Source organism: Rhizobium sp. 10PS4 (assembly GCF_032464805.1).
GTDB classification, from domain to species: Bacteria; Pseudomonadota; Alphaproteobacteria; order Rhizobiales; family Rhizobiaceae; genus Rhizobium; species Rhizobium laguerreae.
Genome location: NZ_JAWDIW010000003.1, coordinates 173,002 through 189,176, shown reverse-complemented (window position 1 = coordinate 189,176; position 16,175 = coordinate 173,002). Strand labels below are relative to the sequence as shown.

The window sequence follows — 16,175 nt, the reverse complement described above, 5'->3', positions numbered from 1 at the left end:
GGAAGCAATCGAAAGTAGTGCTGGGGCAGATGACGTCGCAGCGCGAAGCTGTTATTGTTCGCCCGGCTTTGGGGGGAAAGCTGATGGGCTTGGGCAAATGGTCAGGTCGATTATGCTGCACTGCCTTTTTGTTGGCGGTGGCCGCCCTGGGTGTGTGCAGTCGTCAGGCAGCAGCTTCCGACCCCTCGATTGCCGTCATCGACCGGGTTCCCCGCGTCCTCGTTCTTTATCCTTATGACGAGAGGGTCGCGGCGACGACCGCTGCCGGTGAGGCGTTGCGGAGCCGTTTGCTGCAGGCGACCAACGGCAAGATCGATCTGTTTTCCGAGTTCCTGGATCTCTCGCGGTTTCCGGAAAACGACCATATCGCGCGCATGGCCCAATATTTAGGCGAGAAATACGCAGCACGCCGCCCTGACGTGGTCGTGGCCGTCGGCCGGGAATCGGCAAGCTTCATCGTCGCGAACCGCGGCACGATCGCTCCCGGCGCAAAAATCGTCGCTGCCGGTTTTGGCACCGCCACCGCCGAGAAAATCGCTTTGCCGGATGACGTGATCGGAGCCTTCTCGACATTCAACATTCTGAAGACGGCCGAGATGGCCCGGAGCCTGCAGCCCGACGCCCGCCACCTCTACATCGTCGGGGGCTCGTCCGACTTCGACCGGACTTGGCTGACGACCGCCCGCGCGGATTTGAAACAGTTCTCCAAGTCCTTTGATACGACCACCTATCTGGAAGATCTGACGATCGACGAATTCGTCGAACGCGCTTCGCGCGTGCCGCCCGACAGCATCATCCTGGCATTGACGGTCTTCAAGGATCGGACAGGGCGCAACTTCATTCCGCGCGACGCCATCAGGCAGATCGCAGCGACCGCCAGTGCGCCTGTCTACGGCCCCTACCAGACCTACATCGATCATGGCATCGTCGGCGGCAATACCGTTACATTTGATGCGCTGGGCCGCACCGTCGGCGACCTGGTCATCGATGCGATCGCCGGCAAGACGGTGTCGGATCTCGAAGCGCCCCAGACCTATGTCGCCGATGCCCGGCAACTTCAGCGCTGGGGGCTTGCCGAAAAGGATCTGCCACCGGGCACGATCCAGATGCACAAGGAGAAGAGTCTCTGGGAGGAGCATTGGGTCATATTGACGGCGGTGAGCGGTCTCCTGCTGGCGCAAGCCATCATCATCTCGGTGCTTCTGCTTGAGCGGAGGCGGCGGCGCGACGCCGAGCGAAGCGCGCAACTTCATTTGCTGGAAGCCGTTCATCTCAATCAGTCCGCGACAGCCGGTGCGTTATCCTCGTCCATCGCTCACGAACTGAATCAGCCTCTTTCGGCGATCCGGAACAATGCCGAGGCAGCCTCGATGCTGCTGCGAAGTGCGAACCCGGATCACGAACTGATTCAGCAGATTCTCCTCGACATCCAGGAAGACGATCAGCGCGCAGGCGATATCATCAGCCGGATGAGAGGACTGCTCAAGAAGAGAGACGAGATCGATTGGCAGGAGTTCGATCTGAACGATGTGACATCGAGCGCAATCCGCATCATTCACGGCGAGGCGGAACGGCGCGGAATCAAGCTGACCTCAACCCAGCCGCCGGGCGAGCTACCGGTGCGTGCCGACAAGGTTCACGTGCAGCAAGTCATTCTCAACCTGGCGACCAACGGGATGGACGCCATGCTGAACGCCGTCCCGGCCGGGAGAACGCTTAGCTTCGCAACGGGACTGGCGAACGAGAAGGCGGAGCTGCGGGTCTCCGACACCGGAGACGGCATTCCCGAAGAGAGGCTGATCAGAATCTTCGAGCCGTTCTATACAACCAAGCAGGCGGGTACCGGGCTTGGGCTTTCCATAGCCCGCGCCATTCTCGAGACCTATGGCGGTACGATCCGTGCCGACAACCGCCCCGAAGGAGGCGCGGTCTTTCGCGTGGCCCTGCCGCTCGCCCACAGGGAGGAGCGATCGAGATGAAACCGATTGTCCATATCGTCGATGACGACAAATCCTACCGGACGGCGATCGCAAGGCTGCTTTCCGCACACGGCCTCAAGGTAGAAGCCCATGAATCCGGAGACCAGTTTCTCGCCGGCCTTTCCGTTTGCGAACCGGGCTGCGTTCTTCTCGACCTCCAGATGCCTGGCCAGTCCGGCCTGCAGATCCAACGGCGGCTGCGCGAGCTGGCGCCGCTATTGCCGGTCGTCTTTCTGACCGGAAAAGGAGACATCAAGGCAAGCGTCGAGGCGATGAAGGCGGGCGCCAAGGATTTTCTGGAGAAGAGTTCGAACACAGCGGCATTGATGGAGGCGATCGATCGCGCTCTCATCCAATATGAAAGGCAGCGGGCCGGACACGACCGCCTTCGAGCCCAGCAGGCCCTGGTGGCGGGGCTTAGTCCGCGCGAGGCCGAAGTGTTCCAGTTCCTCATTCGCGGCCGTCTCAACAAGCAGATCGCTTTTGCGCTCGGCATCTCGGAGCGCACGGTGAAGGTACATCGACATCAGGTCATGGAAAAACTTGGCGTGCGCTCGCTGGCAGAGGCGGTGTCGATCGCCGCGAATATCGGCCTCATCGAACAGGATACGGCATCGCCGGCGGGTGACAGGTGACTCCTTCCCCTTAGGACAATATCAATCGACCTCCAACTGGCCTACTCTGGCCAGGAACCGTCGATCTCTCATATGTTCGAAAGAGGAGGGGGCATGAGGTGGAGAAGCTTCGCCGCACGGTCGCTGTCGTCGATGATGACGCAAGCCTGCGGCGCAGCCTCGGGCGGCTGCTCAACGCCTACGGGTTTCTGGCTGAGGAGTATGCGTCCGCCGAGGACTTTCTCGCTCGCGATCGGAAAAAGCCGATAGATTGCCTTGTCCTTGATATCGACCTCGGTGGCATGTCCGGCATTGATCTGCAACGCAGGCTGAAGGCCGAGGGGACGGCCCTTCCGGTGATCTTCATCACGGCGCTGGAAGCCGGCGCCGTGAAGACGGAGGCGGAAAAGGTGGGCTGCGTTGCTTATCTGCAGAAGCAGTTTTCCGGAGCCGCGCTGATTGCGGCCATCAACAAGGCCTTCCGATCGTGAGCTGTTGACCCTGCGCTTTTCAAAGGATGACGGTCTGCGTGCGATCGCCCTCGATGGTGTGCCGCGGCAGCGCGTTTTTGCCGACCCGGCAGTAGCGGTCCCTTGTCGGAGCGCAACCGGAACAATGCCTTTCGCCATCTCGCTGGTGGTGTCGATGAACCGCCAAAGGTGGCCTCGCGAACCGTAAAAACTTCCTTTAGCAGCGTCCTTGAATGCAGCTAGGCCTTGAATCCCGAGGTCGCGTTGCCAATCTGGCGAGGACCGGCATCATGTAAAGGGAGCTCGACGGCAGGCATGACTGAGGTTCAACGACAAGGTTTTCTCACAAGGCTTACCGCCTATGAACCGCTGACGCTGATTACGCTCGCGTCGATCGCGGGCGGACTGTTCGTGCTCCAGCGGCTGACGAGTGAAGTCCTGGAAGGCGAGTCCTTTCGCTTCGATGAGGTGATCCTGCTGGCGTTGAGACGTGCGGACGATCTTGCCGTGCCGATCGGCCCCGGATGGCTGACTCATGCCGTCGACGATATCACCGCCCTTGGCGGCATCACCGTTCTCTCGCTCCTGACGGCTCTGATCACCATCTATCTTTTGTTCGACCGGCGCTGGCCGATCGCCATCTTCGTCTTTTCCTCGGTGCTGACCGGCTGGCTGGCCAGCGCGACACTGAAGATCCTTGTCGCCCGGCCGCGTCCCGATATCGTTCCGCATCTGGTCGAAGTGAGCGATCTCAGCTTTCCTAGCGGACATGCCATGGTGTCGGCGGTAACCTATCTGACCCTAGGCGCGCTTGTCGCGCGAACGCAGCGTTATCCGTCGACGCGGATCTTCGTCATGGCCGCCGGCGTCTTCCTTGCCGTCATTGTCGGTTTGAGCCGGGTCTATCTCGGAGTCCATTACCCCACGGACGTCTTCGCCGGATGGTGCGCAGGCGCGCTCTGGGCGCTCGGCTGCTGGCTGATCTCGAAGCGCTTCATTCCAAGCCGCGCCCCTGACGATGGCGCCGAAGCTGAAAACGGTGACAGCAGATAGCTCTTCCAAGTCTCGTCCATCGCTAGGCGGCGGAGAGATAGGGGGTTCGATCAGGGCCGATTCCAGATTTTCGAAGTCATCCTTCAATATCCTTCATGCACAATCTTTAGCAGCGCGCGCCTTTTCCCTATCTCGCAGCTGTTGCACAGTGCTGCCGGCATCAACAACGCTTTGATCTCCGCTTGCATCACGGACGAGCACCATGACAACTCTGACAACGATCACCTCGACGGTCACCGCCGCATTTCTCGGCTCCTTCGTCGAGGTCGTTGAAGCATTCACCATCATTCTCGCCGTCGGCGTTACGCAAAGCTGGCGGCCGGCCTTCATCGGCACCGGTCTTGCGCTCTGCGTTCTGGCAATCCTTGTGCTGGCGCTCGGTCCATTGCTCGGCCTCATTCCGGTCGAGCTGATGCAGGTCGTCATCGGAACGCTGCTCGTTCTCTTCGGCCTGCGCTGGTTGCGCAAGGCGATCCTCAGGGCTTCGGGCTTCATCGCGCTGAACGACGAGGACAAGGCCTTTGCCGCCGAGACGGATAGCCTGAGGCGCCAATCCTCCGAGCGCCGCGCGAATCTCCTGGCGGGCATTGCGGCCTTCAAGGCCGTGCTGCTCGAGGGGATCGAAGTGGTGTTCATTGTCATCGCCACCGGCGCCGGACATGGCATGATCGGTTATGCCAGCCTTGGGGCCGCCGCGGCTTGCCTGTTGGTGCTGATCATCGGCATCTTCGTGCACAAACCGCTTTCGGCGGTTCCGGAGAACAGCCTCAAATTCGTCGTCGGGCTGCTGCTTAGCGCCTTCGGCATATTCTGGGTCGGCGAGGGCATTGGCGCTGACTGGCCGGGCGACGACCTTTCGCTCCTGGCGATCCTTGCCGTGCTCACCGTCTTTTCCTTCGCCGCGGTCCGGATGCTGCGCCAATATTTCAACGCCCATGCCGAGGTCGCCGCATGACGAATATTCTTAAAGTCGTGTTCAAGGAATTCTTCGGCATGTTCATCGACGACGGCGCATTGGCGCTGGCGGCGCTGCTGCTGATCGCTGTCGTCGGCGTGCTGGTGAAATTCGCCCATGCCGACGCGCTGCTCGCCGCCGCTCTGCTTCTCCTCGGCTGCCTGCTGATCCTCGCCGAGAGCGTGGTGCGCGCGGCGCGGAAGAAGTTTCAGGGGAAATAGCCTCGAGCATGATGCCGACAACATCATGCTCTATTTCTTTGATTTAGAGCAGCTATTGGGCCCCTGGAACAGGTGTCACCAGCGAGCTCATCGAGCCGCCGTTCAGCGTGGCGCCCCGTGCTCGCGGCGCCACATGCACGTGAGTGCTCAGCTGCGCGGCTTCAGATTTTCTGGGTCATAGATCGGCTTGTACCCGACGCCGACAACCTCGACCGGATAAGTCTCGGCGAAATACTCGACATTCAGCCTGCGTCCGACCTGGCAATAGGACCAGGGCAGATAGGCCAAGGCGATGTTCTTTCCGACCGTCGGGCCGTAGGCGACCGAGGTCGTGTAGGACCGGCGGCCAAGCTCGTCGACCAGAACCTCTCCCGTAGCGGGATCGACAACCGGCATGTTGCCGACGGGATAACGCTTCACGCCTGATTTGTCGGTGTTCTCGGTCATCACAAGCGTGCAGAGCATGGCCGGCTGGTGTTCGCGCGCCTTGTATTCCAGATGTTTTGCCTTGCCGCGGAAATCGGCTTCCTTGACCTTCGGACGGGCGAGATCGGCTTCGATCAGGTTGTACTGGGTCAGCAGGTCGGCGTTCTGCAGGCGTAGGCTCTTTTCCATGCGGCGCGAGTTTGCATAGGTTTCGACGCCGAAGGCCATCACGCCGGTCGACCGCAGCGCATCCCAGACGGCGAGGCCGTCTTCGTACTTCATGTGCAATTCCCAGCCCTGCTCGCCGACATAGGAGATGCGGAAAGCGGTGACGGGCTTACCGGCGATTTCGATCGGCTTGATCGCCGCAAAGGCGAAATTTTCCTGATCGAGCCCGGCCGGATCGGCCACGGCCTTCTTCAGCGTGCCGCGCGCGTTCGGACCCCAGATGCCGATCGTCACGAATTTTTCCGAGACGTCGGTGATGATCACGTCGAGGCCGCGGTCTTCGGCGACGCGTTTCATGTAGTGCAGGTCGCGCGGGCCGGCATCGGCGCCGTTGACGAGACGGCATCGATCGGCCATGCGGAAGACTGTGAAGTCAGCGCGCACCATGCCTTCGTCGTCGAGGAAGTGGGTGTAAATGCCCTTGCCGATGTTTGCATCGCCACCGATCTTGGCGGCGCACAGCCATTCCATCAGTTCGACATGGTCGGGTCCCTCGATATCGACCATGTGGAAGTGGCTGAGATTGACGATGCCGCAATCCTCGCTCATCGCCAGATGCTCGGCATTCGATACGCGCCAGAAATGGCGGCTGTCCCATTCATTCTCGCGGACCGGGACGCGGTCGGCGTATTTCTCCAGAAGGTGTTCGTTGGCGGCGTAGCCGTGCGCACGCTCCCAGCCGCCAAGTTCCATGAAGTAGCCGCCGAGCTCCTTTTCGCGCTCGTAGAAGGGCGAGCGTTTGGCGTTGCGGCCGGATGCATAGGGTTCGCGGGTGTGAACAGCCGGGAAATAGATCTTCTGGGCGGCTTCGTAGCAGCGGCCCTCGATGAACTCTTCCGTCAACTGATGCGGATAGAAGCGGGCGTAGTCGATGCTGTTGTGATCGATTTCTGTACGACCATCGCTCATCCAGTCGGCGATCAGCTTGCCATAGCCCGGGCCGTCCTTGACCCAGATGGCAACGCAATACCAAAGACCGCGCACCTTCTGGCTCTCGCCGCAGGATGCGCCGCCGCCGGCGGAAACCTGCAGCAGGCCGTTGAAGGAGTGACCTTCGTTATAGCCGAGTTCGCCGAGGACCGGCGTCAGTTCCATGGCGCGCTCGAGCGGCTCGATGATCTGTTCCATCTCGAGATCGCGTTGCGAGGGCGAAAGGCGCGCTTCGTGTTTTTCGAGAAGATCGCGCGGATGGCACATGCGCGGATTGGTGGCTTCGTAATAGCCCCACTCGATCTGGCCGCCCTCCGTCGTCGCCGGGTCGCCGGTATCGCGCATATAGGCGGAGTTGCCCTGGTCGCGCAGCAGCGGGAAGCCGATTTCCTTGCCGGTGCCTTCAAATTCATTATATGGACCGAAGAAGGTGAGCGGGTGGTCGACCGGCATGACCGGCAGGTCTTCGCCCACCATCTCCGCGATCAGGCGTCCCCAGAGGCCGGCACAGACGATGACGCGGTCGGCCATGATCGTACCGCGATGGGTGACGACGCCCTTGATGCGACCGCCTTCGACGATCAGCGACTTCGCCGGCGTGTTACCGAACACCTGCAGCTTGCCGGCCTTTTCGGCGGCATCGACCAGCTTGCCGGCAACGGTCTGCGAGCGCGGAATGACGAGGCCGGCATCCGGATCGTAAAGGCCGCCCATCACTTGATCTTCTTCGATCAGCGGGAACTTCTCCTTGATCTCGGAAGGGCTGACATAATGGGCGCGCGTGCCGAAAGCGCGTGCCGAGGATAGCTTGCGCTTAATTTCCTCCATCCAGGTATCGTCGCCGGTGCGCGCCACTTCGAGGCCGCCGATGCGGGCGTAATGGCCCATCTTCTCGTAGAAATCGATCGAATATTGCGTGGTCCAGACCGACAGATAGTCGTGGCTCGTGGTGTAACAGAAGTCCGAGGCATGGGCCGTCGAGCCGATATCGGTCGGTATGCCCGACTTATCGATGCCGACGATATCGTCCCATCCCCGCTCGACGAGATGATGCGCGATGGAGGCGCCGACGATACCGCCGAGCCCGATGATGACGACCTTTGCCTTTTCCGGAAATGCTGCCACGTGCTGTTCCTTCTATTTATCGCACGAATCAAAATACTCGAGCTGCGCTTGACGTACGCTGCGCGCTTGAGATGCAGGTGCCATGTCAGCCTCGTAGGGGTGTCACATTTACCGAAGCAGCGGAACCCCAAGACCGCTGCGCATGGACGCTGCGATGAGGGTATTATGCAGAAGGCTCATGACCGTCAGTGGTCCTATGCCGCCTAGTAACGGCGTAATTGCGCCAGTCCGGATCGAGACGGCGGGGCAACCGCAAAACAGCGCCGGCGCCGCGGGATCACGGCGCCGCGATCGCTGCAAGTCGATCGATGTCCACCAGCACGATATCTTCGGAAACAGGTTCACGATTGTGCAGCCGGAACCATTCCGCAGCTTCGCGCACCCGATCTCCATGCGGCGGCGGATAGGCGCCAAGTCCGAGAACCCATTCCCGCACGGTCTCACGCTCCATCCGCCCGGCCCGGTATCGATCGCAGACGGTTTTCGCCGATGCGACGAGATCATTGATGCTTTTCACGGATATTCCTCAATGCACGGATGGCTCGTCTTCTTCGAGAAAGGATCGAATGCCGTCGCGGGCGACGACGGCCAGGAATTCGTCGAAGGCATCCCTGTCTGTCGCAAATGGCTCGTCCCAGCGGATCAGGTCTTCCGCTTGCGTGACCACTTCCATCGTCCAGTCTTCATTGCTGCCCGATGTGCGGAAGATATCGACGAGCACGGTGATTCCGTCGTCGGTGAATTCTCCCGCCAGTTCGGAGTGTTCAAGCTTCTCTTTCTTTGCCATTCAGCCGCCTGCACCGGGAGGGGCGTCATTTGTGAGATGCTCCTCGTATTGAACCGTCTGGGTTTCGTTCGTGTCGATCGAGGCGGTCGCGCGTTTCGCAAGGCGAACGCCGGCCCCTCCGCCGTTTTCGGGGATGAAAATGACGCCGCCAACTTCCAGCGCCTGCTTCATGTCCTGAAGTGTGCGTTCATAGGGAGAGCGCTTTCCGGCCTCGAAATTGGCAATCGTCGCTTTGGCAACTTTCGAGGCTGACGAGAGATCGTCCTGCGACCACTCCAGAAGTGCGCGGGCAGCCCGACATTGAGCAGAAGATAGAGACAAAACGACAACCTTGCATCAAAAGCGTAGTCTGCTTCCGTAAAACTATACGAAAATCTCATCTCCACACAAGTGATGTTAGCCCGTCCGCCACATTCTTCGACCGCCGGTATTCCATCTGCAAAGGTCCGGGTAATTGACGGAATATCATTAAAGTCTAATTTAGATCATCCTTATCACGCGCGCCGCGAAGACGGGGGTGAAGGAGCGCTGCGTCAGGGAATGGCTGAGCGCCCAGGCGGCCGCCGACTACATTGCTTATGATGAAAAGACCGATCGTTTCAGCCTGACGCCGGAGCAGGCGATGGTGTTTGCCGAGGAAAACAGCCCCGCCTTTTTCGTCGGCGCCTTCGAGGTCGTCCAATCCATGTGGATGGACGAGCCCAAAGTCGCCGATGCCTTCCGTACCGGCAAGGGTCTCGGCTGGCATGAGCACAGCACCTGCCTCTTCCGGGGAACCGAGCGGTTCTTTCGTCCGGGCGCTATAACAGCCATCTCGTCAATGAATGGATACCGGCTCTTTCCGGGGTCGAAGAAAAGCTCAAGGCCGGCGCCAGTGTCGCCGATGTCGGCTGCGGTCATGGGGCATCGACCATCCTGATGGCGCAGGCCTATCCCGCCTCCCGCTTCACCGGCTTCGACTATCATGGCCCGTCGATCGAAAGGGCGAAGGCCGCCGCCGAAGATGCGGGTGTTGCGGACCGTGTGACCTTCCAGCAGGGCTCGGCGGCGGAATTTCCGGGACGCGGCTATGATATGGTCGCCATGTTCGACTGTCTTCACGACATGGGCGATCCAGTCGGCGCCGGCCGGCATGTCAAGGAAACGCTTGGGCCGAACGGCACGTGGCTGATCGTCGAGCCTTTTGCCCATGATCACCTCAAGGACAATCTCAATCCGGTCGGCCGCGTCTACTACGGCGCGTCGACGATGATCTGCACGCCGGCATCGCTCTCCCAGGAGGTGGGGCTCGGGCTCGGCGCGCAAGCCGGAGAAATGAAACTTCGAAAGGTCGCGCTCGACGCCGGATTCACGCATTTCCGGCGCGCCACGGAAACGCCTTTCAACATGGTATTCGAGGTGCGGGCCTGAAGCCAAGCCCGCCGAATGGGATCAACCGCTATCGCAGTTTTCCGATGCTGGCATACATGCCGGTCGTGCGGAATTCGGTGGGGTTGGTGCCGTAGACGCGGCGGAAGACTTTGGAGAAATAGTTGGGGTCTTCGAAGCCGCACATGATGGCGACTTCCTTGACCGGCAGGAAGTCGGCCTTGGTCAGCAGCTTGACGGCGCGCTGCAGGCGTTGCTGCAGCACGAATTCGGCCGGCGGCATGCCTTCGCTCTCGGCGAAGCTGCGCGAGAAATGCGCGCGGCTGAGGCCGACGATGCCGGCAAGCTCGCTGACCGGCAGCGGCTTTTCGAGATTGGCATTGATATGGTCGATCACCGGCTGCATGAGGCTGAGCTCGGCGGCGAAGGCCGGCGAGCCGAAGACGTCATCGTAAAGCGCCATCGCCGCTTCATAGGCAATCGCCGAGGCAGCGCCCGGCGATGTCGCGCCCTTGACCAGCCGCAGGCTGCAATCGGCGAGATGATCGATGGTCGAGGGCTGCAGCTTCAGCACCGGGCCGGCGGTCGACAGCACCATCTGGTGGATGCGCAGGGTTTCCTCGCCATTCATCGAGATCCAGAAATATTCCCAGCGATCGCCCTTCTCCAGCCAGTAGCGATGATTGTGCGGCACCAGGACGAGCAGCGTATCGCCACCCTGAAGGCGATAGTTGCGGTGCTGGTAGCGCAGCTGGCCGCTGCCGCTGATCGTGTGCTGCAGCACGGTGAAGGGAGTCTGGCCGCGCCGGCGACCGTCCCAGTCATAGCTCTCGTTCTCGCGCACTTCATAGCCGGCGCTGGTCGGCATGGCGTGCAATCGCTGGCGGCCGCGGGGCAGCGAAACCGTCCTCATCGACTGTCCGTTGGCGATCAAATCCTGCAGCACAAAATTACCCCTGAAAGCATAATCCTTCTCTGGTCGCCCTGCCGATTTCGGGCATAATCCCGGCCGACACGAGGAAGAGACCACGGCCGACAGAGCGGCCGGGAGGAAAAAGGCAGATTTTACGGTGTTTTCAGCCACATGCGGCGGCATGCGGCCTGATCCTCCATAACCGTCTTTTCCTTAGCATTCGATTGGGTCGAGGTGAAGATCATGAGTTTCAAAATCGCTATCATCGGTGCGGGCAGCGTCGGTTTCACCAAGAAGCTGTTCACCGACATATTGTGCGTTCCCGAGTTTCGCGACATCGAATTCGCGCTGACCGATATCAGCGAACATAATCTGGAAATGATCAAGGCGATCCTCGACCGCGTCGTCGAGGCGAACGGGCTGCCGACGAAGGTGACGGCGACGACCAACCGGCGCCAGGCGCTCGAAGGCGCGCGCTACATCATCAGCTGCGTCCGGGTCGGCGGGCTCGAGGCCTATGCCGACGATATCCGCATCCCGCTGAAATACGGCATCGACCAGTGCGTCGGCGATACGATCTGCGCCGGCGGCATCCTCTATGGCCAGCGCAACATCCCGGTCATCCTCGACTTCTGCAAGGATATAAGAGAGGTCGCCGAACCCGGCGCGAAATTCCTGAATTATGCCAACCCGATGGCGATGAACACCTGGGCAGCGATCGAATATGGCAAGGTCGATACTGTCGGTCTCTGCCACGGCGTCCAGCATGGCGCCGAACAGATCGCCGAGGTGCTCGGCGCAAAGTCGCTGAGTGAGCTCGACTACATCTGCTCCGGCATCAATCACCAGACCTGGTTCATCGACCTTCGCCTCAACGGCCGCAGGATCGGCAAGGATGAGTTGATCGCCGCCTTCGAGGCGCATCCGGTCTATTCGCAGCAGGAGAAATTGCGCATCGACGTGCTGAAGCGTTTCGGCGTCTATTCCACCGAAAGCAACGGCCATCTCTCGGAATACCTGCCCTGGTATCGCAAGCGGCCGGACGAGATCACCCGTTGGATCGACATGTCCGACTGGATCCATGGCGAGACCGGCGGCTATCTCCGCCATTCGACCGAAACGCGCAACTGGTTCGAGACGGAATATCCGCAATTCCTGGAATCCGCCGCAAAGCCGATCGATCCCGCCAAGCGCTCGAACGAACATGCGAGCCATATCCTCGAGGCGCTGGAGACGAACCGGGTCTATCGCGGCCATTTCAACGTCAAGAACAATGGCGTCATCACCAACCTGCCGTCCGATGCGATCATCGAATCGCCGGGCTTCGTCGATCGCTTCGGCATCAACATGGTTTCCGGCGTCACCCTGCCGGAAGCTTGTGCGGCCACCTGCATCGCCTCGATCAACGTCCAGCGCATGTCGGTGCACGCGGCGATATCAGGCGACATCGACCTCTTGAAGCTGGCCGTGCTCCACGACCCGCTGGTCGGCGCCGTCTCGACGCCGGAAGAGGTCTGGCAGATGGTCGACGAGATGGTCGTTGCCCAGGCGCGCTGGCTGCCGCAATATGCCGATGCCGTGCCGGCCGCCAAGGAGCGGTTGTCGAAATCGAAGGTGCAGACCCGCGACTGGGCGGGGGCCGCACGCCGCAACGTTCGCTCGATCGAGGAGCTGCGCGCGGAAAAGGCGGCGCTGAAACAGGCCGTCTGATGTTCTTGAAGGATGGGTCGTCATGGGTTTCCGGGAGGGAAATCCATGACGTCAGGCCCGCTTTCATGTCGTTCGAGGAAAAGGAGCCGCGGGAACCGCGCTCCGGAACAAGAGGGAGAAACGATGATGAATTTCCGTAACGCAGGCATCCTGGCCGGACTGGCGCTCAGCGTCTCAGCCGCGGCGCTGAATGCCTATGCCTCCGAGCCAACCATCCCGCCGGCGCCGGCCGACTTCCCCGCCGAAGGCAAGATCAACTATGTCGCGCGCGACTCCATCCTGGAGTTCAAGGCGCTGCCTGAATATCACGAGCCCGACTGGGTCACGAAGAATTTCGTCGCTTCCGGCAAGCTGCCGCCGGTCAAGGATCGCCTGCCGAAGGAGCCGATGGTCTTTAAAACAGGCAACATGCCCGACGGCATCGGTGTCTACGGCGATACGATGCGCCACGTCATCGGCGGCCGGCCGGAAGGCTGGAACTATGGCGCCGGCCAGACGCAGGGCTGGGGCGGCATCGATATCGGCCTTTCCGAATGCCTGACGCGCACCGCGCCGCTGTTCCAGGTGCAGGCGTCCGACACCGAACCGCTGCCCAACCTCGCCAAGAGCTGGGATTGGTCTGAAGACGGCCATAAGCTGACCATGCACCTGATCGAAGGCGCCAAGTGGTCTGACGGCGCGCCGTTCAACGCCGACGACATCATGTTCTACTGGGAAGACGAAGTCATCGACCCGAACGTCTCGCCGCTTGGCGGCGGCGCCTCGCCGGAAGCCTTCGGCACCGGGACGACGCTGAAGAAGATCGACGACTACACCGTCGAATGGACCTTCAAGGAGGCCTTCCCGAAGCAATATCTCTATACGATGTCCTACCCGAACTTCTGCCCGGGTCCGTCGCATATCCTGAAGCCGAAGCATCCGAAATATTCGAAGAATACCTACGACCAGTTCAAGAACGCCTTCCCGCCGGAGTTCATGAACATGCCGGTCATGGGCGGCTGGGTGCCGGTGGAATATCGCTCCGACGATATCATCGTCATGCGCCGCAACCCCTATTACTGGAAGGTCGACGAGAAGGGCAATCAGCTGCCTTATCTGAACGAGCTGCACTACAAGCTCTCGACCTGGGCCGACCGCGACGTTCAGGCCGTGGCCGGATCCGCCGACATCTCGAACCTCGAGCAGCCGGAAAACTTCGTCGCCTCGCTGAAGCGTGCCGCGGAAGAAACGGCGCCCGCCCGCCTTGCCTTCGGCCCGCGCCTCATCGGCTACAATCTTCGCATGAACTTTTCCGCCAATGGCTGGGGCAATCCGGACGAGCGCGGTGAGGCGATCCGCGAACTGAACCGCAACGAGGATTTCCGCAAGGCCGTCACCATGGCGCTCGACCGCAAGGCGATCGGCGACTCGCTGGTCAAGGGACCGTTCACCGCGATCTATCCCGGCGGGCTTTCTTCCGGCACCAGCTTCTACGACCGTAACTCGACCGTCTACTATCCCTTCGATCTTGAGGGCGCCAAGGCCGAACTCGCCAAGGCCGGCCTCAAGGACACCGACGGCAACGGCGTCGTGAACTTCCCGGCCGGTACGGCGGGCGGCAAGGATGTCGAAATCGTCATGCTGATCAACAATCAGTACACGACCGACAAGAGCCTCGCCGAAGGTGTCGTCGGCCAGATGGAGAAGCTCGGGCTGAAGATCGTCATCAATGCGCTCGACGGCGCCAAGCGTGACGACGCCCATTACGCCGGCCGCTTCGATTGGCTGATCCAGCGCAACACGACGGAATTGTCGTCGGTGGTGCAGAACACCGAACAGCTTGCCCCTGTCGGTCCGCGCACCAGCTGGCACCATCGCGCCGGCAAGGATGACAAGCTCGATCTGATGCCGTTCGAGAAGGAGCTCATCGACGTCATCAACAAGTTCAGGACGAGCCAGAGCAACGAGGAGCGCGTCGACCTGATGAAGCAGTACCAGAAAATCTCGACCGAGCACGTCAACACGGTGGGCCTGACGGAATATCCGGGCGCGCTGATCATCAACAAGCGGTTCTCGAACGTGCCGCAGGGCACGCCGATTATGATGTTCAATTGGGCTGAAGACTCGGTGATCCGCGAACGCATGTGGGTGGCCGCCGACAAGCAGGGCAAATACGAGCTGTTCCCCGAACAGCTGCCCGGCAAGCCCGGCGAGAAGGGTCCGATCAACTGATGCATGATGCCCGGAAACAAAGAGTTAAAGCGCGTCGCATGTGATGCGACGCGCTGGAGAGCTCCCTCCCAGCTGAAGTGAGTTCCGGGCCGCGCGTGCCGCGCGCGGCCCGATATGACCAACGAGCCGGCCGCGCTGACAAGGAGCGACTGGCGGCAAGGAGAAGCGAACCGTCTGATGTTACGATTCCTGCTCGTGCGCATAGCCTCCGCGATCCCCATTCTCTTCATCCTGAGCGTGGTGACTTTCGCAATCATCCAGGCCCCGCCCGGCGACTATGCCGATTACATCCGCTCCCAGCTGATCAACCAGGGGGGCGCCTCCTATGCCCAGGCCGAAGCGCAAGCGCAGGCTTACCGCGTCGAACACGGGCTCGATAAGCCGCTGGTCGTCCAGTACATCAACTGGATCGGCGGAATCGTGACCCGCGGCGATTTCGGTTACAGCATGTTCTACAACAAGCCGGTCGCCGATGTCGTCGGCGAACGCCTGCCGCGGACCTTGCTTCTGGCGCTCGTCTGCCATCTCTTCGCTTCGGTGCTCGGCATCGGTTTCGGCATCTGGGCGGCAACCCGCCAGTACAGCTGGATCGACAGCCTGCTTTCGGGAATTTCCTTCCTCGGCATGACGGTGCCGCGCTTCCTGATGGCGCTGATCATGGTCTATCTCCTGGTCTTCCAGCTCAACGTGACCGAGATCGGCAGCTTCTTTTCGCCGCAATATGGCGGGGCGCCCTGGTCCTGGGCGAAATTCGTCGATCTCGTCCACCATGTCTGGCCGGTCGTGGCGATCGCCACCTTCGGCGGGCTCGCCTACAACATGCGCGTCATGCGCGGCAATCTGCTCGATACGCTGAACGCCCAATATGTCGAGACGGCCAAGGCCAAGGGCCTTTCAGGCGGAGCGGTGGTGATGCGCCATGCGGTGCCGAATGCGCTGCATCCGCTGGTGATGTACCAGGGGGTCGTGCTGCCTTACATGCTGACCGGCGAGATCGAGACCGCCATCATCTTCGCGCTTCCGACCGTCGGACCGGCCATCGTCGGCTCGATGGCCGTCGGCGACGTCTATGTCACCGCCACCTTCATGATGGTGCTGTCGGCGACGCTGATCGTCGGCAACATCATCGCCGACATGCTGCTCGCCTTGCTCGATCCGCGTGTCCGCCAATATGGAGGAGCCTGA

The 16,175-nt window shown here is 61.0% G+C and carries 14 protein-coding genes and 1 pseudogene; 10 read left to right on the top strand and 5 right to left on the bottom strand.

Features of this window, described 5'->3' with window-relative positions; genetic code table 11:
* The first annotated feature begins 83 nt into the window (after positions 1-83).
* The 6 genes from RWJ89_RS06660 to RWJ89_RS06635 all read left to right on the top strand — a co-directional run bounded on the left by RWJ89_RS06660 (position 84) and on the right by RWJ89_RS06635 (position 5,292).
* Entirely contained in the window at positions 84-1,979 is a 1,896-nt protein-coding gene (locus RWJ89_RS06660) for a sensor histidine kinase (RefSeq protein WP_316030741.1), read from the top strand.
* Positions 1,976-2,614, top strand: a complete 639-nt coding sequence (locus tag RWJ89_RS06655; RefSeq protein WP_131662370.1) for a response regulator transcription factor — start codon at positions 1,976-1,978, stop codon at positions 2,612-2,614. The genes RWJ89_RS06660 and RWJ89_RS06655 overlap by 4 nt, the downstream gene beginning before the upstream one ends.
* A 98-nt stretch (positions 2,615-2,712) precedes the next feature.
* Positions 2,713-3,084: a response regulator transcription factor gene (locus RWJ89_RS06650; RefSeq protein ID WP_131662369.1), complete on the top strand. Its 372-nt coding sequence runs from the start codon at positions 2,713-2,715 to the stop codon at positions 3,082-3,084.
* A gap of 294 nt (positions 3,085-3,378) precedes the next feature.
* Positions 3,379-4,116, top strand: coding sequence for a phosphatase PAP2 family protein (locus tag RWJ89_RS06645; protein WP_025397789.1), 738 nt, complete (start codon positions 3,379-3,381; stop codon positions 4,114-4,116).
* 202 nt (positions 4,117-4,318) lie between these two features.
* A complete protein-coding gene (locus RWJ89_RS06640; protein WP_316030740.1) occupies positions 4,319-5,071 on the top strand; it encodes a COG4280 domain-containing protein in 753 nt (250 codons plus the stop codon).
* Positions 5,068-5,292, top strand: a complete 225-nt coding sequence (locus RWJ89_RS06635; RefSeq protein ID WP_065283859.1) for a hypothetical protein — start codon at positions 5,068-5,070, stop codon at positions 5,290-5,292. The genes RWJ89_RS06640 and RWJ89_RS06635 overlap by 4 nt, the downstream gene beginning before the upstream one ends.
* Positions 5,293-5,439: 147 nt before the next feature.
* On the opposite strand, the gene RWJ89_RS06630 is transcribed toward RWJ89_RS06635, so the two are convergent.
* The 4 genes from RWJ89_RS06630 to RWJ89_RS06615 form a co-directional block, all read right to left on the bottom strand.
* Positions 5,440-8,001 (bottom strand): GcvT family protein, encoded by a 2,562-nt coding sequence (locus RWJ89_RS06630; protein WP_316030739.1) that lies wholly within the window; start codon positions 7,999-8,001, stop codon positions 5,440-5,442.
* A gap of 277 nt (positions 8,002-8,278) precedes the next feature.
* Positions 8,279-8,518: a hypothetical protein gene (locus tag RWJ89_RS06625; RefSeq protein WP_017957896.1), complete on the bottom strand. Its 240-nt coding sequence runs from the start codon at positions 8,516-8,518 to the stop codon at positions 8,279-8,281.
* Positions 8,519-8,527: 9 nt separating this feature from the next.
* Positions 8,528-8,788 (bottom strand): hypothetical protein, encoded by a 261-nt coding sequence (locus RWJ89_RS06620; RefSeq protein ID WP_131661943.1) that lies wholly within the window; start codon positions 8,786-8,788, stop codon positions 8,528-8,530.
* Complete coding sequence (locus RWJ89_RS06615; RefSeq protein WP_025397794.1) at positions 8,789-9,109, bottom strand: helix-turn-helix domain-containing protein; 321 nt, start codon at positions 9,107-9,109, stop codon at positions 8,789-8,791. It abuts the gene before it with no gap.
* 181 nt (positions 9,110-9,290) lie between these two features.
* Between RWJ89_RS06615 and RWJ89_RS06610 the strand changes: the two are divergent.
* Positions 9,291-10,198: pseudogene (locus tag RWJ89_RS06610) on the top strand (class I SAM-dependent methyltransferase); the annotation flags it as partial.
* Between the two features lie 28 nt (positions 10,199-10,226).
* Here the strand turns inward: RWJ89_RS06610 and RWJ89_RS06605 are convergent.
* Positions 10,227-11,252 (bottom strand): AraC family transcriptional regulator, encoded by a 1,026-nt coding sequence (locus RWJ89_RS06605; protein ID WP_222061330.1) that lies wholly within the window; start codon positions 11,250-11,252, stop codon positions 10,227-10,229.
* Between the two features lie 60 nt (positions 11,253-11,312).
* Here RWJ89_RS06605 and RWJ89_RS06600 point away from each other — a divergent pair, with 60 nt between their 5' ends.
* The 3 genes from RWJ89_RS06600 (at position 11,313) to RWJ89_RS06590 (ending at position 16,175) form a co-directional block, all read left to right on the top strand.
* Complete coding sequence (locus RWJ89_RS06600; protein WP_131621455.1) at positions 11,313-12,779, top strand: alpha-glucosidase/alpha-galactosidase; 1,467 nt, start codon at positions 11,313-11,315, stop codon at positions 12,777-12,779.
* Between the two features lie 123 nt (positions 12,780-12,902).
* A complete protein-coding gene (locus tag RWJ89_RS06595; protein ID WP_316030738.1) occupies positions 12,903-14,990 on the top strand; it encodes an ABC transporter substrate-binding protein in 2,088 nt (695 codons plus the stop codon).
* A 177-nt stretch (positions 14,991-15,167) separates the two neighbouring features.
* On the top strand, positions 15,168-16,175 hold the full coding sequence (locus RWJ89_RS06590; RefSeq protein ID WP_316030737.1) for an ABC transporter permease: 1,008 nt from the start codon (positions 15,168-15,170) through the stop codon (positions 16,173-16,175).